The sequence below is a fragment of the Paraflavitalea sp. CAU 1676 genome (genome assembly GCF_029223285.1).
Classification (GTDB): Bacteria; Bacteroidota; Bacteroidia; order Chitinophagales; family Chitinophagaceae; genus Paraflavitalea.
Genome location: NZ_JARHUJ010000008.1, coordinates 138,330 through 162,095 on the forward strand (window position 1 = coordinate 138,330; position 23,766 = coordinate 162,095).

17 protein-coding genes are annotated in these 23,766 nt (G+C 50.3%); 12 read left to right on the forward strand and 5 right to left on the reverse strand.

Annotation, left to right across the window (positions count from 1 at the left end):
• Nucleotides 1–143 precede the first annotated feature (143 nt).
• Nucleotides 144–1,223: a DUF3810 domain-containing protein gene (locus P2H89_RS25475; protein WP_275832355.1), complete on the forward strand. Its 1,080-nt coding sequence runs from the start codon at nucleotides 144–146 to the stop codon at nucleotides 1,221–1,223.
• On the opposite strand, the gene dcd is transcribed toward P2H89_RS25475, so the two are convergent.
• Nucleotides 1,220–1,756, reverse strand: coding sequence for a dCTP deaminase (gene dcd / locus P2H89_RS25480; protein WP_275832357.1), 537 nt, complete (start codon nucleotides 1,754–1,756; stop codon nucleotides 1,220–1,222). The two genes, P2H89_RS25475 and dcd, sit on opposite strands and share 4 nt — an antisense overlap.
• A gap of 69 nt (nucleotides 1,757–1,825) precedes the next feature.
• On the opposite strand from dcd, the gene P2H89_RS25485 reads away from it, so the two are divergent.
• Nucleotides 1,826–2,470, forward strand: coding sequence for a 4'-phosphopantetheinyl transferase superfamily protein (locus P2H89_RS25485; protein ID WP_275832359.1), 645 nt, complete (start codon nucleotides 1,826–1,828; stop codon nucleotides 2,468–2,470).
• Between the two features lie 6 nt (nucleotides 2,471–2,476).
• On the opposite strand, the gene P2H89_RS25490 is transcribed toward P2H89_RS25485, so the two are convergent.
• Both P2H89_RS25490 and P2H89_RS25495 read right to left on the reverse strand, forming a co-directional pair.
• Nucleotides 2,477–3,151, reverse strand: coding sequence for an SH3 domain-containing protein (locus P2H89_RS25490; protein WP_275832361.1), 675 nt, complete (start codon nucleotides 3,149–3,151; stop codon nucleotides 2,477–2,479).
• A gap of 33 nt (nucleotides 3,152–3,184) precedes the next feature.
• The gene (locus tag P2H89_RS25495) at nucleotides 3,185–4,465 is read right to left on the reverse strand and encodes a DUF2130 domain-containing protein (protein WP_275832363.1); all 1,281 of its coding nucleotides are present in this window, start codon (nucleotides 4,463–4,465) and stop codon (nucleotides 3,185–3,187) included.
• A gap of 404 nt (nucleotides 4,466–4,869) precedes the next feature.
• On the opposite strand from P2H89_RS25495, the gene P2H89_RS25500 reads away from it, so the two are divergent.
• From P2H89_RS25500 to P2H89_RS25525, 6 genes are read left to right on the forward strand one after another with little or no spacing between them, the layout of a single operon-like run.
• Complete coding sequence (locus tag P2H89_RS25500; RefSeq protein ID WP_275832366.1) at nucleotides 4,870–5,412, forward strand: tail fiber protein; 543 nt, start codon at nucleotides 4,870–4,872, stop codon at nucleotides 5,410–5,412.
• 55 nt (nucleotides 5,413–5,467) lie between these two features.
• Nucleotides 5,468–6,001 carry a tail fiber protein gene (locus P2H89_RS25505; protein WP_275832368.1) on the forward strand — a complete coding sequence of 178 codons (534 nt, stop codon included), beginning with the start codon at nucleotides 5,468–5,470 and terminating at the stop codon, nucleotides 5,999–6,001.
• Between the two features lie 35 nt (nucleotides 6,002–6,036).
• Nucleotides 6,037–6,579, forward strand: coding sequence for a tail fiber protein (locus P2H89_RS25510; protein WP_275832370.1), 543 nt, complete (start codon nucleotides 6,037–6,039; stop codon nucleotides 6,577–6,579).
• Between the two features lie 25 nt (nucleotides 6,580–6,604).
• On the forward strand, nucleotides 6,605–7,726 hold the full coding sequence (locus tag P2H89_RS25515) for an ABC transporter substrate-binding protein (protein WP_275832372.1): 1,122 nt from the start codon (nucleotides 6,605–6,607) through the stop codon (nucleotides 7,724–7,726).
• Nucleotides 7,723–8,697, forward strand: a complete 975-nt coding sequence (locus P2H89_RS25520) for a formyltransferase family protein (protein WP_275832374.1) — start codon at nucleotides 7,723–7,725, stop codon at nucleotides 8,695–8,697. The genes P2H89_RS25515 and P2H89_RS25520 overlap by 4 nt, the downstream gene beginning before the upstream one ends.
• Before the next feature lie 40 nt (nucleotides 8,698–8,737).
• Entirely contained in the window at nucleotides 8,738–11,485 is a 2,748-nt protein-coding gene (locus P2H89_RS25525) for a T9SS type A sorting domain-containing protein (protein ID WP_275832376.1), read from the forward strand.
• 101 nt (nucleotides 11,486–11,586) lie between these two features.
• Here the strand turns inward: P2H89_RS25525 and P2H89_RS25530 are convergent, their stop codons facing one another.
• Both P2H89_RS25530 and P2H89_RS25535 read right to left on the reverse strand, forming a co-directional pair.
• Nucleotides 11,587–12,354 (reverse strand): response regulator, encoded by a 768-nt coding sequence (locus tag P2H89_RS25530; RefSeq protein WP_275832378.1) that lies wholly within the window; start codon nucleotides 12,352–12,354, stop codon nucleotides 11,587–11,589.
• Nucleotides 12,355–12,362: 8 nt separating this feature from the next.
• Nucleotides 12,363–15,569 carry a sensor histidine kinase gene (locus tag P2H89_RS25535; protein WP_275832380.1) on the reverse strand — a complete coding sequence of 1,069 codons (3,207 nt, stop codon included), beginning with the start codon at nucleotides 15,567–15,569 and terminating at the stop codon, nucleotides 12,363–12,365.
• A 313-nt stretch (nucleotides 15,570–15,882) separates the two neighbouring features.
• Here P2H89_RS25535 and P2H89_RS25540 point away from each other — a divergent pair, with 313 nt between their 5' ends.
• The 4 genes from P2H89_RS25540 (at nucleotide 15,883) to P2H89_RS25555 (ending at nucleotide 23,655) form a co-directional block, all read left to right on the forward strand.
• Nucleotides 15,883–19,074 carry a TonB-dependent receptor gene (locus P2H89_RS25540; RefSeq protein ID WP_275832383.1) on the forward strand — a complete coding sequence of 1,064 codons (3,192 nt, stop codon included), beginning with the start codon at nucleotides 15,883–15,885 and terminating at the stop codon, nucleotides 19,072–19,074.
• Between the two features lie 17 nt (nucleotides 19,075–19,091).
• Nucleotides 19,092–20,978 carry a RagB/SusD family nutrient uptake outer membrane protein gene (locus P2H89_RS25545; RefSeq protein ID WP_275832384.1) on the forward strand — a complete coding sequence of 629 codons (1,887 nt, stop codon included), beginning with the start codon at nucleotides 19,092–19,094 and terminating at the stop codon, nucleotides 20,976–20,978.
• An 18-nt stretch (nucleotides 20,979–20,996) separates the two neighbouring features.
• A complete protein-coding gene (locus tag P2H89_RS25550) occupies nucleotides 20,997–21,704 on the forward strand; it encodes a DUF3823 domain-containing protein (protein WP_275832386.1) in 708 nt (235 codons plus the stop codon).
• Between the two features lie 103 nt (nucleotides 21,705–21,807).
• Nucleotides 21,808–23,655, forward strand: a complete 1,848-nt coding sequence (locus P2H89_RS25555; RefSeq protein WP_275832388.1) for a sugar-binding domain-containing protein — start codon at nucleotides 21,808–21,810, stop codon at nucleotides 23,653–23,655.
• The last annotated feature ends 111 nt before the right edge of the window (nucleotides 23,656–23,766 follow it).

Sequence of the window (23,766 nt, forward strand, 5' to 3'; positions counted from 1 at the left end):
CGCCAAGCGGGCGCTTCCTGGCCAGTATAGTATTGCAAAATAACACATTCACGGTAACCGGCTAAGCGGTTCCCGCCCGTTCTTACCAAAGCTTAACGACCTTGCTGCAGGCGGCGAGGAAGATTTTCCTATTTTTAGAGGGTATGTGGCAAAAAAACAAGACCCTGGTATTGCTCCTGAGCGCGGCTATCCTATTGAAGGTATTCTCTCTTTTTCCCGAAGCGGTAGACCGGTATTATGCGCATGGATTGTATCCGTTTATGGCAGGTGCGCAGCGTATACTATTGGGGTGGATACCCTTTAGCATCGGCGACCTGCTGTATGGCGGGGCGATCGTTTTCCTGCTTTACAAGTTGGTTCAGCTGGTGCGGCGGTTGTATCGCCGGCAGGCCAACCGGCAATACTGGCTCAGCGGGGGCAGGCTGGCCCTCGCGATCATTTTGTGGATCTATGTTTCCTTCAACTTGTTTTGGGGACTTAATTATAACCGGCCCGGCATTGCGGCCGACCTTGGTCTCAAAGCCGATAAATACACGAAGGAAGACCTGTTGGCCGTGATGCATGCGATCGTAGGCCGGTTGCATGATCTCGATTCTACCGGTCGTATTCATCGTGCTGCACTGCACCGGAAGCGGGTATTGTTTGGTACAGCGGTGGATGCCTATGATAGTGTGACGTTGCATCATGCTGCCATCGGCTATCGGTTCCGGTCGGTAAAGCCCTCGCTGTACAGCTACCTGGGCAATTACCTGGGCTATACAGGCTATTACAACCCCTTTACTGGCGAGGCGCAGGTGAATACGACGGTGCCTGTGTTTGTGCAGCCGTTTACGACCTGCCACGAAATAGGCCATCAGTTGGGCTATGCCAAGGAGAGTGAAGCTAATTTTGCGGGCTACCTGGCGGCCAAAACATCACCGGAGGCGTCTTTCCGGTATTCCGTGTACCTCGACCTGTATTCTTATTCCTGGTATTACCTGTACCGGCAGGATTCGGTGCTGGCCAGGCAGCTTTCGAAGACATTGCCGCCGGGCGCCAAAAAGGATTATGCCGAACTGAAGGAGTTTTTACTGAAGCACCGCAATCCGGTGGAAGCGGTGATCGATAAGTTGTATGGGCAGTACCTGAAGGCCAATCAACAGCCTTCAGGCAAATTGAGTTATAATGAGGTGATCGCGTGGTTGATCGCTTACTACAAGCAGTATGGGAAGGAAGCTATTTAGAACTTATTCTTCCACATCATGCTTTCCACGGGCCGGTTGGGCTGGCCGCTGTATTTCGCATTTAGTTTCTGGTTGTATTTTACTTCGATCTCGCCTTCTACCGGGAAATAGATCAGCTGTCCCACAGGCATGCCTGCATATACTTTTACCGGCTGTTTAACCGATATTTCGAGGGTCCAGTTACCGCAGAAGCCCACATCGCCTTTACCGGCTGTTGCGTGGATATCGATACCCAGGCGACCTGTGGAGGATTTACCTTCCAGGAAAGGCACATGAGCGTGGGTTTCAGTGTATTCCATCGTTACGCCCAGGTAAAAAACGTGTGGGTATAACACGAATCCTTCTTCGGGGATCTCGAACGATTCGATGGTATTGTGTTTTTTGGCATCGAGGATATGCTCCCGGTAGGTAGCCAGCACTTTTCCCAGATGTACGTCGTATGAATTACTGCCAAGGCATTCTCGCTGGTAAGGCTCGATCTTGATGGTTCCTTTCTCTATTTCTTCCAATATGCGCTTGTCCGACAGGATCATGTGGTATGCTTATTTTATATTTGAGGCGAAATTAGCTCAGGGAACGAAAGTAATTGCTAAAATTATACAGTGGCGCTCTTTTATCAACATAATATCAACGAGCATACCAGGCTAGGTATCTGGCGTATTGAGGAAACCGAGTCTTTTTTCCTCGAAAAAGTTCCTCTTAAAAAGGATGTTTCGCACCCTTATAAGCGTCTGCAGCACCTGGCGGGGCGGTACCTGTTGCCCACCCTGTACAAGGACTTCCCCCTCGAGGAGATCCTGGTGGCCGATACCCGCAAACCTTTCCTGGAAAATGAGCAATACCATTTTTCCATTTCCCATTGCGGCAATTTTGCAGCGGCTATCGTGAGCGATCGTTACCGGGTAGGGGTGGATATCGAATTTGTGACGCCCCGGCTACGCCGGATCGCGGAAAAATTCCTTCATCCCGAAGAGGCCCTTTTCCTGAAAGATTGGGAAGCTCTTTCCCATATTCACCTGGAGCTGACAACACTTTTATGGAGTGCGAAGGAAGCCATTTACAAATGGCATGGTGAAGGCATGATGGACTTCAAGGAGCATATGCGCCTGTCGGGGACTATTGTTTCGGCCGTGAACGATTGGGTAACCATGCCGTTCGAGTTCCGTAAAAGAAGCGTTGTGCCGATGACCGTGAAAGGCCGCCTCTTCGATCAATTGGGATTGGCGTGGGTAGTGACGGAGGTGTGATCTCCTCTACTCTCCCGCAATAAAGGCCTTGATCTGCCATTTGCCTTTTTGCTTTTCGAGGAGGAGGCGGTAATCGCAGATATCCCACGTGAGGTCGTTGCGCACCCAGCCGCTGATCTTACCGTCGAAGGATTGTATGTATACCCAGTTGTCTTCATTGCCACCCTTTGTTTTTGAAGCAGGATCGGTGGCGATCTTCACCACATCGTAGCTCAGCTGACCCACCGATGCCGCAGTACGATCGGCTTTTTTGCGCACGTGTACATCTGGACCGATGATCGTTACACAACGGCCGCAACCATCGCATACCTTGTTCTTAACGTCTCTAAAAGCTGCATAGGGGTAAATGAACTCCTGGTTGGGCTTGCCAGTAAATACACCACCCAGTGTCATCACTTCCTGCAGGTTCTTCCACAGCTGCGAGGCGGGAAACTGAGGAGCATAGATCTCTTTAAAGCCCTTAACGCCATTGGCGGCGCCATTAGAAGCTACCTTCACGGCAGGACTCAGCAGCTTTACCAGGGCGCCGGCATCTTTGCGCGCTACAACGGCCTTGAGCGTATCGGTAAATACGCGGAGGGAGCTATCCTTTTTAACTTCATTGCGGGGTGGATTGCGGTAATCCTGTGCAATAGAACATAGAGTATTGAGCAGCAGGGCGAGGGCCAGGGTATATTTCATATCAGTATCCTTAAAACGGCGGCAATTTTACAGTTATTCTTCCAATAAATCGGGTTCGTCGAGTAAATTCAATTGAATATTATCGCTGCCGGCAATCCCTTCAATAGAGCCTTTGATGTGGGCCGCATTCAGGAGTACCTTCTCGAGTTGCTTTTCACGTGCTTTCCACAGCTTTTCCATTGCATCCCGTTCCCGCTGGATCGACATCTTCATCGACTGAAAACCTTCGCGGATCGCTTTCCACTGCTCCCCAAATTCATTGCTGGTAAGGTAATCGTACAACAAGTGCATCTTATCGCCCCGGTTCTCCTGCGATTTGGAAGCATTGTAGATCTTGATGATGCCGTCGCGCAGCACGTGCGACAGTGCAATAACCTCGCCAAACGTACAAACCCAAATACCTTCCACCTGTCCGAATTTATTCAGCTGCTCGGGCATGGCCTGGGTTACGATCACCGCCACATCGGCCGTGGTACTCCGCATGTCGGCCTTCAGCTTTTCGATCCAGGCTTTATCAAAGTGTTTGGTGCGCTTGCTTTCATAGATGATCCGGCCGCATTCCTGGCCAAACTGGTTGCGGATGGTCTGGATACAATCTGCCCCGCGGATGCCTTTGCCAACTTCATTGATCATATCGAAGGGGAAGGCGGCGGTCAGCATTTCTTCAAGGGCCAACTCCTGTACTTCGCCCTGTAACTGCATAGAGCCCTGCTCGGCCTTGCGCTTCATTTCTTCAATCAGGCGTTTCTGGTCTTCCAGCTGTTTTTCCAGTTCCTTTTGTTTGAGCTGGTGCTCAAACTCGCGGTTGGCATTCTTTTCTTCTTCCATTTTGCGGATCTCGTCCGACAGCCGGGCACGTTCTTCCTGCAGCTTACGTTGCAGCGACAGCTCCAGCTCGGCCTCCTTGTTTTTGAGATCCTGCTCTTTTTTCAGGAATTCCAGTTCCTTCTGGCGGGCCAGCTTCAGCTTCTCTTCATTGTCTTTATTGTTCTGGGTGAGCAGGCTCAGCTGGTTCTCATAATCGGCGCCAATGGTTTTGCGCAGGTTCACTTCCAGCGTTTGCTGCAGCTTTACTTTCTCCTCCTGTAACTTTTTATTGTATTCACTGGCAGCGGTTTGGGCTTGCTGTTGCAGGTCTTTTTCGCGGCGGGCAAACAGATCGGCCTGTTCGCGTTTTTCCTTCGCCGATTCCTCCATCAACTGCTTTTTGTAGGCCACCATCTGTTCGCGGAGTTCCTTCTTATATTCTTCTGATACAGCATCCTCAATATCAAACTGATGCCCACATTTCGGGCACTTAATATCTGTCGCCATTCCCTGGGTTTTGGCGCAAGTTAATTAAAAAGGGAGTGATGCCATCTGTTGTGGTCTGTTACGGGTATTCACCTGGGTGAAGCGTAGTATTACCTAATCTTGGTAATGAAGACCACTTCAATGTGCAACCGGTTGCAGTATAATCAAATTTACCTATTTTTATAACCAGCTTATTATTCGTGTTATCAACTCCCCTAATCCTTACCTCAGTATCACTGGCTTCAACTTAAGTAACTTCTACTAACCCTTGCTGTTGGCTATACAGCGTTGTACCCATATAGCCTTGTCCGATCCTATCCTTATTTGGTTAATGTCTCTGCTTACGTTTTGCAATGGCTGTTAAAAAAGCTTTCCTTTTTTGGCATTACACCTTATTGTCAACACATAAAACCAAAACATCTTCTATGCAAGGAACTCTCGCAGTAGTAACCTGTTTTGCGGCCAATTTTGCGCCGCGCGGATGGGCATATTGTAATGGGCAGATACTGGCCATTAGCACCAATCAGGCCTTGTTCTCACTATTAGGCACAACGTTTGGCGGCAATGGTCAAACGACGTTTGCGCTCCCCGATCTACGTAACCGCGTGCCTATCGGAACAGGAACAGGACCCGGGTTGGGCAATTATACGCTTGGGCAGGCAGCCGGAAGCAGCACCGTAACGCTCACCATCAACAACCTGCCGGCGCACAACCACACAGGTAATGTCAATGTATCCATTCAATGCGATGCCGCTGCCGGTACAGAGGCCAATCCCGATGGCATGTACCCTGCGGGCACAGCACAGGCTTATGGCACCACGGCTACGCCGGCGATTGCTATGGCGGCTCCTGCTTATACGGTAGCGATCCAGCCCGCAGGAGGCAGTCAGCCCATGCCTACTATGCCTCCTTACCTGGGCATGAACTACATCATTTGTCTTCAGGGGGTATTCCCGTCCAGGAACTAATTCAACATTCCATCATTACAGGATCGCATCCTGCCAAAACCTAAATGACATTATCATGTTTACAGAACCATATATGTCGAATGTAACCATCTTTGCAGGCAATTTTGCGCCGAGAAGTTATATGTTCTGCCAGGGACAGCTTCTTTCCATTGCCGAGTACACTGCTTTGTTCGCCCTGATCGGAACTACTTATGGAGGCGACGGTGTAACTACTTTCGCCCTGCCCAACCTGGCCAGCCGTATCGCTGTACACCCGGGCAATACGATTCAATTGGGCGAAATGGCCGGCACGGAATCTATAACTGTTATCTCCAACCAGATGCCATCCCATAACCACACTGTTACTGTAACAGGAGGAACCATACCAGGTTCGTCAGCTGCAGGCGGTGATTCACCCGCTGGTGCATTGCCTGCCACACCCGCCAACAGTTTGTACGGCACGTCGGCCGATGGATTTGGTATGGCGCCTACGGATGTTACCACGCCTACGCCTCCTGCCGGCGGCAACCAGCCCATTGGTATCCTGCCTCCTTATCTGGCGATGAATTACATCATTGCCATTGAAGGCATCTTTCCATCGCGCAATTAATTAACCACCATTCAATCATTCTACAACTTAGTTATATGGAAGGTACACTCGCATATGTAACGCTATTTGCCGGCAATTTCGCTCCGCGCGGTTGGGCACTTTGCGCGGGCCAGATATTGCCCATCGCCCCAAATACAGCCTTGTTCTCCTTACTTGGTACTACTTATGGGGGCAACGGTCAAACTACCTTTGCGCTGCCCGATCTGCGTGGACGCCAGGTTGTTGGAGCAGGGCAGGGAGCAGGATTGTCGCCCTATGTTATTGGCCAGCTGGCCGGCACAGAGACTGCCACCATGCTGATCACGCAAATGCCTGCACACAGCCACAACGCTCAGGTAAATATTACGCCGGCATCTTCCACCACAGCTGCTTCTAATAATCCCAATACGGGTATTTATGCGCCAGAGGGAGGCAGCAACTCAGCTTACGCTTCCAGCGCCGGAAGTATGATGAAACCCTATCCCCTGGGATTAAACACAGGGAATACCGGCAATAATCAACCGTTCAGTATCAGGAATCCTTATCTGGCACTCAATTACATCATCTGTATGTCGGGGATATTCCCAGCCAGGAACTAGCCACTTCTTCATTCAACCATTCATTATGCCTGTCAAGATCGGATTGCTTTTGCCGCGTTCAACTGACTATCCAGCTATGGGTTTCGACATGCTCGATGGTATACGGGCTGGTTTTGTACACCTTGGTATACAGGATGTGCAGGTCGTTACCGATAATATCGGTTTTGGGGAAGATATCGACGTCAATTATGCCAAAGCAGAAAAGATGCTGTTGCAGGATGATGTGCAGCTGTTGATCGCTTATAGCAATGTAAATAATGCAGAACCGTTGTATCAACTGGCTGCTTCCGTGCAGCGGCCATTTATCTTCCTCGATGCCGGTATGCAGCTTCCGGTGAACGCCATCAACGATTATTGTTATCACATCTCATTTCAAGGGGCACATGCCTGCTATTTATCGGGATTACAATTGGCAGCACAATCGAAAAATGTGTTGCTGGCCACCTCCTTTTATGATGGTGGGTATAGGGGCCCCTGGAGCTATCATGTAAGTATCGCGGCATCGGGATCGGCCGTTTGCGGTAACTATATCAGCAGTCACAAAGTGGCGGAATTTACCATCCACCAATATCTTTCGCTGTTGCAGCAGGGACAGGCCGACAGCGTGGCCGCCTGCTTTAGTACTTACCTGGCCGAACTGTTCTTTCAAGCATTGAAACAAGCCGGCACCAATGCCGTTCCGCTGCCTTTTTATTGTTCTCCATACATGGCCGAAGAGCAGATGCTGGCCAAATGCGCCTTCCCGGGCGGCATTTTCCATGCATATGTGCCCTGGGCATCGTCGCTCAGCAATGAACAACAGGAGGCCTTTACACATGGTATGCGCCAACGCAACAAAACAGCCAACCTGTTTCAGCTGTTTGGCTGGGAAGCTGCCATCCTTAGCGATCAACTCCTGGTGCACGGAAATACTTCGTTAAAAGGGTGGACCTTCCAAAGTCCGCGCGGAGCAGTAACGATACATCCTCAAACGCATCATACCTATGCACCGCTTTATTATGGAAACATCATTGAAGGACAAAATGGCCACTGCAGTTTCCGGGTGATCGACAAACATGCTGTACAGGAAGCCGACCACACCTACTACCGGGCCCACGAAGCGGAACTGATGGTGGCGGGTTGGAAAAACAACTATTTCTGCATATGACACGGATTGCCATATTGTGCAACGACCGGCTTGCCCTGCCTGCCCTTGCAGCCTTGCTCCAGGCGGGCAGGGTAGCGGCTGTTGGCATGGCCGATGGACAACAGGATATACGACCGCTGGTAGAACGCATGAGTAAAGAAGCGGCCGTATCCTGCACGTTCTTTTCCCGCACCGGGTTTCAACAACAATTATTCACCTGGCTGCACCAGCATCATCCGGATGTGGTGCTGGTAAAGACCTTTCCCTGGAAAATACCTGCTGCTGCACTTGGGTTACCACGCTTTGGTTTTATCAATTTTCATTACGCGCCGCTCCCTGCCTGGCGCGGCGCCAACCCCTTGTTCTGGATGATCAGGAACCGGGTGGCCATGGGAGGTATTACCGTGCACCAAATGGATGCAGCATTCGATAACGGACCTGTCATTTTACAGGTGCCGGTTCCTATACAACCACAGGTTACTTACGGTATTCTCAATACGCAATTGGCCTATGCCGGCCTGCAGGTGGCTCAACACCTGTTGCAACTGCTGGATGCCGGTAGCATCCATGCTACGCCGCAGGATGAATCGCAGGCTTGCTGGCATCGAAAGCCTGAACCTGCCGACCTGGTGATCGATTGGAATACCATGAAGGCGGTGGAGGTGATGGCGCTGGTGAAGGCATGCAATCCGTGGAATAAGGGCGCGGCTACCAGCTGGAATGGCTGGACGTTTGGCATCACCGAAGCGTCGGTACATACGGGATCGCCGGGCCCGGCTCCCGGCACCGTTACAGCACTGGATGCTGCCCATGGTTTGCTGATCGCCTGCGCCGATGGGCAACTTATCAGGGCCGAGGTGGTGTATTGCGAAGAAGGATTTTTTACTGGGGCACAATTGGCCCTGTTCGGACTAAAAAAACATGAAAGATTGGGCTCTATACCTGCGGCACCTGTACAGGCTGCGGCGGTGCAGGAAACATCGGGCGTATAGCTTGCAAAACCTGCTATTATTCATAACAACAAACTTTTCTATGAGAAAGTACTTATTGCCTGCATTGACTACGACCTGTATAGCCAGTCGTTTTGCAATGCTTCTGCTATGTTTCATGCTATCCACCAGGGCGTTTACACAAACCTGGAATTATGCCTATGGATTTGGGTCAACACCCGGCGAAACGGCGCGTGGTGTTTGTACAGACAATAGTGGTAACACGTACTATACAGGTACTTTTGGGGGTACGATCAATTTTGATCCGGCCTTGTCCCCGGCAGGAAACCTTATTTCTTATGGTTCTGCAGATATTGTGATCGCCAGTTATACGTCTACAGGCGCTTTTCGGTGGGCTACCCATGCGGGTGGTACAGGCGTTGATGCCGGCTTTGCCATTGCTACCGACGGTACCAATGTTTACGTGACGGGCACATTCACAGGGACGGCCACCTTTGGGGCGCTGACTCCCATTGCCACAACCGGAGGTACGGATGTGTTTGTAACGAAACTTAGTGCTTCCACAGGAACTTTTACATGGGTTACCAAAGTGGGCTCTGCCACTGGTGATGGTGTCAATGCCATATGTCTCGATGGGAGCAACAATCCCGCTATAACAGGTAATTACAGCGGTAGTATGACCTTGGGCGCTACAACGATCAGCCCAACGGGAGGATCGAGCACCGATCTCTATGTAGCCAAATTCAACACCGCCACCGGCGCGCCTATTTGGCTCAGTGGTGGTGGCGCCACCGCGAGTGGCGATAATGGAAACGGTATTAGCTATGCTCCTGCTCCACTCGATGAAATCATCGTAACTGGTAGTTATAATACTACTACTGCTACCTATGGTGCGTTACCTTCAGTAAGCAACCTGGGTACGAACGATATCATCGTACTGGAATTGAATGCGGGTACCGGGGCTTTCTTAAGCGCTGTGCCCGTAAGTACGGCCGGCGATGAAGCGGGCCTGGCCATCACGTACGATGCCTATACCCAGGACGTTATTTTTACGGGTTACTTCGATAATCCAACGATCACCTTCGGCTCCATCAACCTTACCGGCGATACCGACGATGATATTTATATGGCCCGGTACGACCCTGCCACCAACGGCTTTATCTGGGCTGTTAAGCCCAGCGGTGGTTCCGCATTCGACCGGGGTAATGGCATCTGCAGTAATGGTCTTGGCTTGATCGGCGTAACGGGGCAGTTTGAAAATACGCTTACGTTCGGATCGACTACCCTGACCAGTGTTTCCGCCACTTTTGGCGACATCTTTGTGGCTGGTTTAGCAGCCACAGACGGCACCTTCTTATGGGCTGGCCAATCAGGCGGTACCAGTGGTACCGTTGATGACGTAGGCAGAAGTATTTCGGTAGGTGGACCCTTGCAAAAGATGGCGATAGCAGGACAGTTCGCCGGTACAGCCACTTTTGGCCCCTTTACGTTAACTGCATCCGGAACTTCCTCCGACTTATTATTCGCGCAGTTTACAACACCGCTGGCGGCGATAACGACCGTCGTAAATGCCACCTGCGTAAATGGCTGTAATGGTTCTGCGACCGTGCAGGCCTTTGGTGGCACGGCGCCTTATACCTATGCCTGGTCTCCATCGGGTGGAACGGGTACCACCGCTACCGGCCTTTGTGTAGGAACGTACAATGTTACTGTAACAGATGCCGCAAGTGCCAATGTCGTGAAACCTGCAGTGATCGGCCTGCCCACCACGCAACTGGCAACAGCTAATACCAGCAATACTACGGTGGTGGTTTCGGCCAACAATACCAACATCTACGATGCGGCTTGTAACCTGATCGCTAAGGTGGTGCCGTCTGGTGGTTCTGCGGTAGGTGGAGTTGTTTCTACCAAGGTATGGTTTGAACCTACTGTGCAAACAGACGAGTTTGGTGCACCATATGTACAAAGGCACTATGAGATACAACCCGCTACCGCAGCAGCCAGCGCTACTGCGACTATAACGCTTTACTTTACACAAGCCGAATTTAATACGTTCAATGCGTATCCGGGTGTTACCTTACTGCTTCCGACCGGTTCGGGCGATGCAGCCGGAAAGGCCAGGATTCGGTTGAGCCAACTGAAAGGTGTCAGCAGCAACGGAACCGGCTTGCCGGGCACCTATAGCGGAAGTGGTGTGTTGATCGATCCGGTGGATGCCAATATTGTATTTAATGGAACGGCCAACCGGTGGGAAATTACGTTCAGTGTGGTTGGGTTCAGCGGCTTCTTCCTGCAAACCACGCAGTCAGTGTTGCCAGTGGTTTGGCAATCAGTAAATGGTTCGCTCGATGCCCAGGGCAAGGTTAACCTTAACTGGGCAGTACAGGAACAACAAGTGGCTTCCTATAGAATTGAGAAATCGGTCGATGGGCAGGCCTATACCACCATCGGTACTGTCAATTCACAAGGCGATGGTGAGCACGCCTATAGCTACCAGGAAGCTGCTGCGCTCAATGGAAAAGCATCTTATCGCATCAGGCAAATCGATATCGATGGCCGCAGCACCTACAGTAAAGTGATCCTGCTGAGAAGCGATCGCCAGGGACTGGTTACCCTCTATCCGAACCCGGTGAAGGGGGCTACAACATTGAATGTAACGGATAAGGAGTTGATCAATACGACGGCGATCCTGTACGATGGTACGGGCCGCGAAAGGCAGCGGATACTGATCACGCAATCAGTTACTACCATTAAAATGCATCAATACAATAGTGGTGTGTATACACTTCGATTGAAGAACGGACAATCGATCAGAATTTTGAAAGAGTAAAAGGCGAACTATAGGCTACCCGGGATCCGGAAGCAGTCCTCGCACAAAGCCTCCGCTGCACGCAGCGGAGGCCTCTGCAGGGCCACTTCCGGATCCCTTTTTTATTCGCCCTTCTTCATGCTCATGTATTCCGTGGGGGTAATGCCAAATTGCTTGAGGAAGTTGCGTCCGAAATTATTCTGCGAATTATACCCCACCATATCCGATACTTCATATACTTTATGCTGCCCCGTGGCCAATAGTTCGGCGGCCTTTTTAAGGCGGGTAATATTGATGAGCTCGTTGGGCGTAAGGTTGGAGATGGCCTTGATCTTCCGGTATAAGGTGGGCCTGCTCATATTCATGAACCTGGCCAGCTTTTCCACATCCAGCTCGGTATCTTCCAGGTTTTGACGGATAGTTTCGTTGAGCGATTCGAGGAACTGTTCATCGGCCGTAGAGTACGCCATGCTTTTTATGTGAACAAGCGGTGAGTTGGCAAAGTACTCACGTATTTTGACGCGGTTGCTCAGCAGGTTCGCGATCTGCACTTGTAAGTGCTCCGGCGAAAAAGGCTTTTCAATGTATGCGTCCGCACCCAGCTTTAAACCCTCGATCTTCGATTGGAGACTGCTCTTGGCCGTTAACAGGATAACCGGGATATGACTGTAATCGATATTGCCTTTTACAAGGCTGCACAAAGCAAAGCCATCCATCTCGGGCATCATGACGTCGCTCACGATCAATTGTACCGGCTCCTGGCCAATGATGGTGAGCGCTTCCTTACCATTGAAGGCTTTCAGCACATTGTATTGACCACTTAATTCCCCGGCAAGGAACTCGATGATCTCTTCGTTGTCGTCGACCAATAGTATGGTGGGTGTTGTCATAAGCAGCATTATTCGTTTACCGATTGGTTAATAAGGTCATTGGATGATTGCGATCCCGAATTGTCGTCGGGCGGTAGTAAAGGTAATTTCAGTACAAAGGTATTTAACCCATTGGTTGACGGTTGCAGGTAAAGGTCGCCCTTGTGCAGCTGTGCCAGTGAACGGGCCAGTGCCAGTCCAATGCCGGTGCCCTTGGTCTTTTCAGTTCGTTTGAGACGGAAGAAGGGTTCGAATATCTTCTCGCTCATATCCCCTGGTATCAGGTCGCCATCGTTGGTTACTTCAATAAAGAAATAATCCTGCCCCGGCTCAAGCGGCAACAGGCGAACATGTACTTGCTTGCCGGCATATTTGACTGCATTACTAAATAGGTTGCTGAATATTTTGTTCAGCGCATCCGCATCGGCCATATTCAACAGGTTGCCTTCCGGCATATCGAGCGAGAAATGAAGGTTACGCTGTTCGGCCAGCGGCTTGAAGTTGGCATAGGTCTCTTCCAGCAAGCCGGTAATATCGACTGGTGTAAAGCTTAGGCTGAAGCCGCGTGTTTCTGTTTGCCTGAAGTCGAGCAATTGATTGGTGAGGTCTACCAGTCTGTTGGTGTTGCGGTCCATGATCTGCAGACTGTTTTTCAGATCGGGTGTTTCCCCAGCCTTTTTGATCACCTTCTCCAATGGACCTTTTATCAACGTGAGCGGGGTTCTGATCTCATGCGCCACATTGGTAAAGAATTCTATCTTGGACTGGTACAATTCTTTTTCCTTCTCATGCTCCATCAGCTCCAGCTTTCTCTTATTCTTTTCTTCCGTGCGGTGATGATAATTGCGTACGATATAAAGTATCAGCAGAAAGGCAATCAGCGAATAGGCAACATAGGCCCACTGACTGGCCCACCAGGGGGGGAGTACCCTTATGTTGATCCTCGTTACCTGACTGCTCCACGCACCACTGCTATTGGCCGCTTTAACGAGAAAATGATAAGTGCCGGCAGACAGGCCCGTGAAATATACTTTGCGGTTGGAGGTTAGATAGGTCCAGTCCCTGTCGAGCCCCTCCATTTTGTACGCGTACTGCGTCATCTCGGGGGCGGTATAGCTAAGGGCGGCAAAGTCGATGCTGAAGGTAGAAGCGTCGTGCGTTAAGGTGATCCCTGCTGTTTGAATGATGGATTGACGCAGCAGATCGCCTTTGGGGTCGATGGGGAGTTCTTTATTATTCACCTGGAACCCGGTAATGTAAACCGGTGGCACATAATTATTGGACGTGAACTCGTCGGGGTTAAAGCTGATCATCCCTTTTACGCTGCCAAAATACATGCGCCCGCTCTTGTCTTTGAAGCCGGCATTGTAATTGAACTGATCACTGAGCAGCCCATTGGCTTTCGTGTATACTTTCATTTTGCCGCTTACCGGATCAAAGCAGGTGAGGCCGCGGGAGGTACTTACCCACAATTGCTGTTTTCCATCTTCGAGTATTTTAAAAACAAAATCGCTGGGCAAACCGTCGCGTGTAGTGTACTGTTTGATGGTGCGTTTGGCGTGATCGTATTTGCAGAGACCACCCCCTTCTGTAGCAAACCACAACTGCCTGCGACTGTCTTCAAAGACATTGTTGACAAGATCGCTGGGCAGGCTGTTCTTGCTGGCAGGGTCGTGCAGCAGTCGACCTCTATCGCCGGTAGCAGGGTTATAATACAAAACGCCGCTGCCAATGGTGCCCAGCCAGATCGTACCCTGGTGATCTTCGAGAATACAATAAATGAAGTGATTACCCGGTGCTTCATCGACTGCCGTGAAGTGGTCGCCGTCTTTTACATAGCGGAACAGGCCAAGGGGAGTGCCGGCGAGCAGCTCACCCGACCTCGTTTGATAGAGTGTCAATATAAAGTTTCCCCGGAAGCTGCTGGCGCCACCGCCTCCCGAGTAATGCCGGATCACTTTGCCGGTACGGATGTCCATCACGTCGAGCCCGTGTTCGAAGGTGCCGATCCACAATTCATTGCCGGTGGGGAGTATACCGTGGATATTGCTGTAGGAGATGCCGGAAGGGGTGCCATCCGGCAGGTAGTGCGTGATCTTGCCGGTGGTGCGGTTGAGTTTATTCAGGCCCCTGTCTTCTGTGCCGATCCAAAGCTGACCGTACTGGTCCTCGCAGATCTCGCGTACGGCATTACCGCTGATGGTATTGGGGGTATTGTCCGGATAGTATTTCTGAAAAGAAGTGTATTGACGGGGATAATAATTTACACCGCCGAAGTAGGTGCCTGCCCAGATACCGCCTTCTTTGTCGCGGCAGAGGGAGTATACGGCATTGTCTGAAATAGAGTAGGGGTCGTTGAATCGTTTGCGGAGATTGCTGTAGGTGCCGTCTTTTAGGTTATATACATAGATACCCGATTCGGTGGCGATCCAGTATTCGTCGCCGCCGTAATGGACGAAGTCTCTTCCGTACACATCTGTGCGATCGGCGTTGAAAGTAAGGATGTCTTTATAGGTGCGTCCTGTGATGTCGAAGCTTTTGATACCCTGGTTGGAGGTGGCGATGAAAATAAATCCTTTACCGGTATCGAACAGGTCTTCGATCCAGCGTGATTGGGTGGGTGCTGATTGATCGAATACATCATAGGATGTTTCGGGCCGGTATTCTGCATTGAACGAGTGCAGCTTTCCATCTATGGTAGATGCCCAGAGCTGGTCATTGGCGGTAACCACTACGGAAGTGATGAGGCTGCTGTCTTTATTAATGAGCTCTGGTACGCTGTCCTTTTGTTCATTGTAGCGGAAGAGCTTTAATCCAACGACAAACCACACGTTCCCTTTTTTATCGGAAGTGAGGTCGCGCACATCGGAAAAGCGGGTATGTTCGATATAGCTGAAGCTTTCGCTAGGGGCATCATATCGGTACAAGCCTTCGCGGGTGCCCACCCAGAGAATACCCCTGGCATCTTCATGCAGGCTGTACACAAAATTATTACCAAGGCTTTTGGGATCGTTTGGATCGGGGCGGAATACTTTAAAGGTGATGCCATCAAAGCGGTTTACGCCGTCTTTGGTGCCAAACCACATAAAGCCCTTGCTATCCTGCACGCTGCAGAAGACGGTATTGTTCGATAACCCTTGTTCAACCTGGTAGTGACGGAAGTAATAACCCTGCCCATATGAAGTGGTACAGGCGGCAAGGAGGGCAATCGTTATGCAAATGACAGCGAATTTCAAAGCAATAAGTTCCGTTTGCACAAATATAACAAAGTATCCTGCGCCTTTTTGCAGCATTGGAATATAGATTCAATGCCCCCGCAACTCCTTTACCCTGTGATGTTTGCATCCTTGCTAATTCGTATTAGTACTGCTATTTAGCCAATTGCGTTTGCACAATTGAGACATTTTGGTGAAACAATGAGACGATAAAAGACCGAAAGAAAAGAGATTAATGCAAATTTTACAATGAATGGTGGACACGGATAATCGTCCAGCGATTGCGCCATTCTATGCAAACGTTTCCATTGATTCACTAACAATTAACTGCCGTATGAAGTGTACGAACTGGTATTCCCTGCCGGGAATGACATGCTACCGCATTCCCTGGCCGCAGAAAGGAAAGCTTCTTTTCCTTTTTATTCTCCTCGCTACAATTTGCAATGTTTCAATGGCCCAGGATGGGGCCAGGATCCCTGTAACGGGTATTGTTAAAGACAGTGCCGGCGCTGTGGTGCCGAATGTCACCGTGTCTGAGAAAGGCACGCAAAATTCCGTGGTTACAGGGACCAATGGAGCTTTCTCTATTAGTGTTGCCAGCAACAAGGCGGTGCTGGTATTTACCTCTATCGGCTTCGCAGCACGCGAAGTTCGGATAGGATCTCAAACCAATATTATTGTATCGCTCGAAAGCGCCAATAAAGACCTTGGTGAAGTAGTCGTTATCGGTTATGGCTCCCGGAAAAAGGAATCCCTTACCGGGGCCATTTCTACGGTTACCTCCAAAGACATCGAAAAGGTGCATGGTGGAGCTACCGTGAGCTCGGGACTGGCCGGTAAGATACCGGGCGTCAGTTTCCGGATGGCCGACGGTCGCCCGGGCGCCAGTGCGAATATCCAGATCCGCAACATGGGCAGCCCCCTGTTCGTGATCGATGGTATTCAGCAGGATGCCGGACAGTTCAACAACCTTGCACCCAACGACATTGAAAGTATCACAGTGCTGAAAGATGCATCTGCCGCTATTTACGGTGTGCGTGCTGCCAACGGCGTAGTGGTGGTTACTACCAAACGCGGCCGTACCGGTACCCGCAACACCGTAAGCGTAGATGCTTACACCGGTTGGCAAACCTGGACGCGTTTCCCCCGCGCCGAGAACAATTCCTACGATTGGATGCTCGGTAAGGCGGAAGCTGAAATGAACCAGTATGGAAATACAGCCATTACCCAGGCGCAGCTTGACAAATACAAGGCCGGCACTGAGTATGGTTACAAAAGCTTCGACTGGTACGATTACATCGTGCAAAAGAATGCGCCGATGAGTTCGATCAATGCCAGCGCTACCGGTGGTTCAGATCGCATCAACTATTACTTCTCGGTAACCCGCTTCGACCAAACTTCTGTATTGGGACGCGAATTCACCTTTGGCAGAACCAATATCCAAAGTAATGTGGAAGCCAAGATCGCCGACGGTCTTAAAGTAGGTGTACAGATCAACGGCCGCATCGAGACCCGCGATCAGCCGGGTGTGCCTGGTCCGGATGACTACTGGGCTCCCCGTTTCGCCCTGTTGCGCAACACCCCCATGGATCGTCCTTTTGCTAACGACAACCCGCTTTATCTCCAGGATATCCGCCACAATGAAACCAACTGGGGTCTCTTGACCAAAACGAAGTCGGGCTATTGGCGCGAAGATTGGCGCGTATTGCAGACCAACTTCAATGCCGAGTACCAGATACCGTTTGTTAAAGGGTTGGCTGCCCGCGCGCAGTTCTCGTATTACCTGGCCGATCGCGTCATGAACGGTCACGAGTATACATATGATGCATATAGTTATGATCCGGGGACAGATATTTATAAAGTCACCGCTTCTGTTACCAACCCCTGGCGTGAGCGCGGCAACCGAAAGGTTATGCGCAATATCTGGCAGTGGCAGCTCAACTATAACCGCACATTTGGAGAGCATACCATTGGTGCAACGGCTGTAGCCGAAAAGCAGGATTTCCGCAACCTGGAACAATATGTACACTCAGTACCCAAGGTAAATGCCTTGCCGCTGATCTACTTTACTACTATGGACAGGTACGATGACCGCGACGACCGTGAGGCACGGATCGGTTATATCGGCCGTGTAAACTATAGCTATGCCAACAAATACATCTTCGAAGCTTCCGTACGCCGCGATGCGTCCTGGAAGTTTGCGCCAGATCGCCGCGTGGGTTATTTCCCCTACGTATCGGGTGCCTGGAGACTTTCTGAAGAAGGGTTTTTCGGCAAACTGGTTGGACGTAATTCAGTATTGTCCGACCTTAAATTCCGTGCATCATGGGGTATCACGGGTGATGACGACATCGCCAATCTTGGACCTTTTGCCTACCTGACCGGGTATGAGTACAATAAAGGTATAGTAGTATTCGGTGGATCACCGCTTATCTATTCTACCAATAAAGGTGAGCCTGTGAAGGAAATTTCCTGGTATAGGAGCAAGATCACCGATATCGGTGCAGATTTCTCGCTCTTCAATAACCGGCTTCGTGGTACAGTGGATTATTTTTATCGCCTCCGTTCTGGTTTGCGTGGGCCGAAGTATGATATCCTGTTGCCGGAAGAACTGGGATATGGTTTGCCTGATGAGAACGTACGTGACGAAGCTCAGTTTGGGGTAGAAGGTTCACTGGCTTACAGTGGAAAGATCGGTCAGGTTAACTATACAGTAAGTGGCAATGGAATGATTGCTCGTGGTAAATATGTAAAGACCTACAAACCACGCTGGAACAATTCCTGGGATCACTACCGCAACTCGGGCGACCAAAGTATCGACCGCTACCGCGACATCCAATGGGGCCTGATAGCTATCGGACAATTCCAAACCCAGGAGGAGATCAACAATTATCCTGTTGATATCGATGGAAAGGGCAACAGGGATTTGTTGCCCGGCGATATTATTTATGAGGATATCAACAAAGATGGTCGTATCGACGGATTTGACCAACGCCCCATTGGCTATACAACTGGCGGACAACCCAACGTAACCTTTGGATTTAGCATTGGATTGCAATACAAAGGATTTGACTTCACTGCCGATTTCTCAGGTGGTGGCATGTATGCCTGGAACCAGAACTGGGAGCAAAGATGGCCCTTCCAGAACGAAGGCGCATTGAACAAGCAGCTTACCGATCGCTGGCGTCACGAGAATCCATTTGACCTTAGCAGTAAATGGATTCCCGGTAAATACCCCGCCTATCGTTTCAACAATGGTGGTCACAGCAGTTATCGGAACTCCACGTTCTGGATGCACAACGTTACCTACCTCCGCGCAAGGACTATTGAGTTGGGATATTCTATCCCCAAATCGATCCTGGCCAAGGCGAAGTTCCAGCGTGCCAGGTTTTATGTTAACGTGTATAACCTGTTCTCTCTCGATAACCTGAATAAATACGGTATTGATCCTGAAGTAATCGACGATAATGGCCTGCAATATCCGCAGAGCCGCTTCGTGAACGTGGGTGTCAATCTTTCCTTATAACCTTTCAATTCCGTGTAATGAAAAAGTTAATAACAATAACATCTATAGCAATAGCCACCTCGCTCACCGGCTGTTTGAAGGACGATTCCTTCCTGCAGAAGTCTCCGACCGATGTGTTCAGCGAAGAGCAAATGTGGAGCGATCCCACCGTAACCATCACCTGGTTGGGTAATGCGTACAGCCGGTACTACGATATCGAGACTGTTGAAGACTGGCAAACGATGGTTAATTTTAATGATGCTTTCCCCTCAGACAATGGCGTTTACTGGCGGGTACAAAATTCAGAATGGGGATATGGGGAATGGGGTAGCTGGGATTATGGCTACATCCGCGACCTCAACCTGTTCATCAAAAAATGTACAGCCGCAGAAAAGTTAAAGGAAAGCGACAGAAATCGATTTGTTGCAGAGGCCCGTTTTCTCCGTGCATCCTATTATTTCGAATTGGTAAAACGTATGGGTGGTGTGCCGCTCCTGCTGGAGCCCGAGCAGTATGATTTCGGTGGAGATCCCACTTACCTGCAACATCCGCGTGCGAAGGAATCGGCCATCTATGATTTTGTGATCAGCGAAGCAGAAGCTATCAAAGATATATTGCCCACCAGTACGGCCGAAAAAGGCCGTGCTACCAAGGGCGCTGCTTTAGCCATGCAAGCGAGAGCAGCCCTGTATGCCGGTTCGATTGCAAAATACGGGGTGAATACGCCTTCCGTTACCCTGCCTGGCGGTGAGGTTGGAATTCCTGCTGAAAAAGCCAGTGCTTACTACCAGAAAGCGTTGCAGGTTGCTAAAGATATCATCGAAGGCAAGGCTGGCGAGTACACGCTTTATAAAGAGAAGCAAGGTGATCTGGTTGAGAACTTTGCTGCACTTTTTACTTCCAAGTCCAATAACAAGGAAGCGATCTTTGTAGAGGATTATAAATTACAAAGCGGTAAGGTACATCCCTACACCATACAAAACCAGCCACGTTATACGGCCGAGGAGCAGGAAGGTGGTCGTATTAACCCATCGCTCAACCTGGCATTGCAGTTCGAAAAACTGGATAATACCTTCGCGCCCTTTGTAACAAAAAATGGAAGTGACTATGCCTACTATAATACGCCTTCCGAGATCTTTGCAGGCCGCGATGCGCGTTTGGGCGGTACTATACTGTTGCCCGGCACCTTGTTCAAAGGGAAACCTGTCGATATCTGGGCCGGTTTGCAGTTGCCGGATGGTTCTGTAGTTACTTCGAGTAATCCCGGAGGCACGCAAAAAATAAATAATGTCGACTACCAGGCAGTAGGTTTCGATGGTCCCATCAATGGTTATGCCTTCAGTGCACAAACAGGTTTCTATGTGCGGAAGTACCTTGATCCTACTACCGGATCTGGACAGCGGGGTGTACAAAGCGATGTTTGGTTTATCCGTTACCGCCTGGGTGAGATCTACCTGATCGCTGCAGAGGCTGCCTTTGAACTGACAGAAAAAGCGACCGCAGCAACCTATCTGAATACGCTGCGGGCAAGGGCAGGGCTTACTACTCCTCTTACCGCTGCCGACGTTACTTTCGACAGGATCGTGCACGAAAGAAGGGTAGAGCTGGCCTTCGAAGGTCATACCCTGTTTGATATGAAACGCTGGAGACTGGCACATATCGTTTGGGATGGTAATCCTATTACAGCCGCTGAGCTCAATACGAATCTCGGAGTTGCCTCCAAGCGAAACACGCAGCCCTGGGGATTGTGGCCTTATAAGATCCATGATCCGGGCAATCCCAACCACGGCAAATGGATCTTCAAAGAAGTGTTGCCCAACCGTGTAAATGCCTCCGACAGGTTCCGTTTTGGCAACTATTATTCCTTTATTGGCGACAACGTGATCAGCCGTAATCCACAGATCATCAGGAACCCCAATCAGTAATCAGCAAAAAGTAACGACATGAAACGCTCAATCAATTTCATATTTATACTCACCTTGCTGGTGGTGTTTGCTTCCTGCAAGAAAGATAACCGCGATGCGCCCGATTCAACCTTCAAAGGTCGTATCACCTACCAGGGGCAACCCATCATGGTAGACCAGGGGCAGGTTCGTTTTCAACTCTGGGAACCAGGCTGGGGTACCCTTGCACCTATTGACGTTGCCGTCAGCCAGGAAGGTACCTTTTCGGCAATCCTGTTTAATGGCAATTACAAGTTGGTATTGCCAAAGAATGATGGGCCTTATCTGGCAAAAGTAGATGGCGGCGCTGCAAAAGACACCATCATGGTCAACATCAGTGGCAATAAGGAAATGGACATCGAGGTATTGCCCTACTACATGGTGCGCAGCGCACAGTTTGCCCAGGCAAGTGGCCGCGTCAACGCAACAGCCAAAATTGAAAAGATCATCACCGATGCCAACGCGAAGAACATCGAAAAGGTTTCCCTGTTCATTAACAGAACTCCTTTTGTTGGCGCCAATGGCAACCTGCAGATTCAACGCAAGGATTCAGCCGTTGTAGCCGGTACCGATCTCAATAACCTGCAGCTGAGTGTACCTATTCCCACGATCACGCCAGCACAGAATTTTGTGTATGCAAGAGTTGGTGTGAAGATCCTCAACGTGGATGACTGGGTTTATTCACCTATACAGAAAATAACATACTAGTCAAACTCCGGCAGCCAGCGCATTTCGTTGGCTGCCGGTTGTTAAAACCAGTTAGCAAATCCCGATAATTCTATAGTTTTAAAGCCAAATAATATCTCCCATCATGCAAAGAGTACCCGTCTACTTACTATCGTTATTGCTGGCCGGTTCCGTGAAGGCCCAACAAAACTGGCAGATCGTGCCAGGAAAGATCACTACCCAGTGGTCGGCCAATGTAAACCCGGCTGCGCCGCTGCCCGAGTATCCGCGCCCGCAACTGGTGCGTGCGAACTGGCAAAACCTCAATGGCCTCTGGCAATATGCCATTGTTCCCAAGGCACAGGAAAGTACCATGCCCGCATCGTTTGCCGGCAGCATACTGGTGCCTTATGCGGTAGAGTCGGCACTTTCGGGTGTAGGCAAAACGGTAGGAAAAGACAGTGTACTCTGGTATAAGAGATCGATAGCCCTGGCGCCCGCCAAAAAAGACCAGCAGGTAATGCTGCACTTTGGTGCGGTCGACTGGCGCTGTACCGTATATGTGAATGGCCAGCAGGCCGCTTCCCACCAGGGCGGTTTTGATCCGTTCTCTATCGATATTACCCCCTTCCTCAAAAAAGGAAAAGAGCAGGAGATCGCTGTATCTGTATATGACCCTTCCGATGATGGCCCCCAGCCTCGCGGCAAGCAGGTGAAAAAGCCCAATGGTATCTGGTACACGCCTGTGACCGGTATCTGGCAAACCGTATGGCTCGAAACGGTCAATAAAACGTATATCGTTTCTACAAAGCATACATCCAACATTGACAACAAAACCATTACGGTACAAACGAATGTAGCCAATGCACAGCCCGGCGACCTCGTGAAGGTGACCGTGCTGAATGGCGCTAACAAACTCAGTGAATTCAGCGTGGCTGCCGGCAATGAAGTAAAGGCAGTGCTCGACAATCCCACACTATGGACACCCGAAAAGCCTTTTCTCTATAACCTGAAGATCGCCGTGGTGCGCAACGGTAAAAATGTAGATGAGGCCGATAGCTATTTTGCGATGCGCAAGATCTCTATGGGTAAAGATGGCAACGGTGTACAACGCATGCTGCTGAACGACAAATTTGTATTCCAGTACGGCCCCCTCGATCAGGGTTGGTGGCCCGATGGTCTCTATACAGCGCCCACCGATGAAGCGCTCAAATTCGATATCGTTCAAACCAAGGAAATGGGCTTCAATATGATCCGCAAACACGTGAAAGTGGAGCCCGCCCGTTGGTATGCGCATTGCGATCAACTCGGTATCCTGGTTTGGCAGGATATGCCCAGTGGTGACCTTGGCGCCCGTTGGGAACCACGCCCGGCCATTGAAGGTATCGGGTACGATATGGAGCGTAGCGCAGAGTCAGAAAAAATATACCGTACCGAGTGGACCGCCATCATGGACGCACTCTACAACTTCCCGAGCATCATTGTTTGGGTGCCCTTCAACGAAGCCTGGGGTCAGTTCAAGACCAAAGAGATCGTGAACTGGACCATGCAAAAAGACCCTTCCCGTTTAGTCAATACCGCGAGTGGGGGTAACTTCCATGCCGCGGGACATATCATCGACCTCCACAACTACCCGCAGCCCGCCATGCCGAGTGTAGATATATACGGTTCTAACTATGTGATCGTGCTGGGAGAGTTTGGTGGCCTGGGATTGCCCCTCGAAGGACATACCTGGCAGGACAAGAACAACTGGGGATACCGTAGTTACAAAAACAGCGAAGAGCTGTTCAACAACTATTCCCAGCTCATCGACAAGTTCCCGGCCCTGATCAGGAGAGGGTTGTCGGCTGCCGTATATACACAGACCACCGATGTGGAAGTGGAAGTGAATGGTATCATGACCTACGATCGTAAGGTCTTTAAGATGCCGGTGCAGGGACTTAAACAAGTGCACAACAAACTGTACGATATTAACCTGGTTACGATGAAATAACCATTGATACCTTCATCCTTCGCAGCGCCTTCTCCGGAAGGCGCTGCAGGAACAGGTTACACTGCGTTCGATAGCAACTGTGCTGCAGCGCTCAATCAGAAAACGACCGAA

What these genes read in the sequence shown, in the direction of transcription:
- dcd (WP_275832357.1), bottom strand. Translation starts at nt 1,756, where the DNA reads ATGATCCTGTCGGACAAGCGCATATTGGAAGAAATAGAGAAAGGAACC.
- P2H89_RS25510 (WP_275832370.1), top strand. Translation starts at nt 6,037, where the DNA reads ATGGAAGGTACACTCGCATATGTAACGCTATTTGCCGGCAATTTCGCT.
- P2H89_RS25545 (WP_275832384.1), top strand. Translation starts at nt 19,092, where the DNA reads ATGAAAAAGTTAATAACAATAACATCTATAGCAATAGCCACCTCGCTC.
- P2H89_RS25495 (WP_275832363.1), bottom strand. Translation starts at nt 4,465, where the DNA reads ATGGCGACAGATATTAAGTGCCCGAAATGTGGGCATCAGTTTGATATT.
- P2H89_RS25515 (WP_275832372.1), top strand. Translation starts at nt 6,605, where the DNA reads ATGCCTGTCAAGATCGGATTGCTTTTGCCGCGTTCAACTGACTATCCA.
- P2H89_RS25550 (WP_275832386.1), top strand. Translation starts at nt 20,997, where the DNA reads ATGAAACGCTCAATCAATTTCATATTTATACTCACCTTGCTGGTGGTG.
- P2H89_RS25525 (WP_275832376.1), top strand. Translation starts at nt 8,738, where the DNA reads ATGAGAAAGTACTTATTGCCTGCATTGACTACGACCTGTATAGCCAGT.
- P2H89_RS25555 (WP_275832388.1), top strand. Translation starts at nt 21,808, where the DNA reads ATGCAAAGAGTACCCGTCTACTTACTATCGTTATTGCTGGCCGGTTCC.
- P2H89_RS25500 (WP_275832366.1), top strand. Translation starts at nt 4,870, where the DNA reads ATGCAAGGAACTCTCGCAGTAGTAACCTGTTTTGCGGCCAATTTTGCG.
- P2H89_RS25490 (WP_275832361.1), bottom strand. Translation starts at nt 3,151, where the DNA reads ATGAAATATACCCTGGCCCTCGCCCTGCTGCTCAATACTCTATGTTCT.
- P2H89_RS25505 (WP_275832368.1), top strand. Translation starts at nt 5,468, where the DNA reads ATGTTTACAGAACCATATATGTCGAATGTAACCATCTTTGCAGGCAAT.
- P2H89_RS25540 (WP_275832383.1), top strand. Translation starts at nt 15,883, where the DNA reads ATGAAGTGTACGAACTGGTATTCCCTGCCGGGAATGACATGCTACCGC.
- P2H89_RS25475 (WP_275832355.1), top strand. Translation starts at nt 144, where the DNA reads ATGTGGCAAAAAAACAAGACCCTGGTATTGCTCCTGAGCGCGGCTATC.
- P2H89_RS25530 (WP_275832378.1), bottom strand. Translation starts at nt 12,354, where the DNA reads ATGACAACACCCACCATACTATTGGTCGACGACAACGAAGAGATCATC.
- P2H89_RS25520 (WP_275832374.1), top strand. Translation starts at nt 7,723, where the DNA reads ATGACACGGATTGCCATATTGTGCAACGACCGGCTTGCCCTGCCTGCC.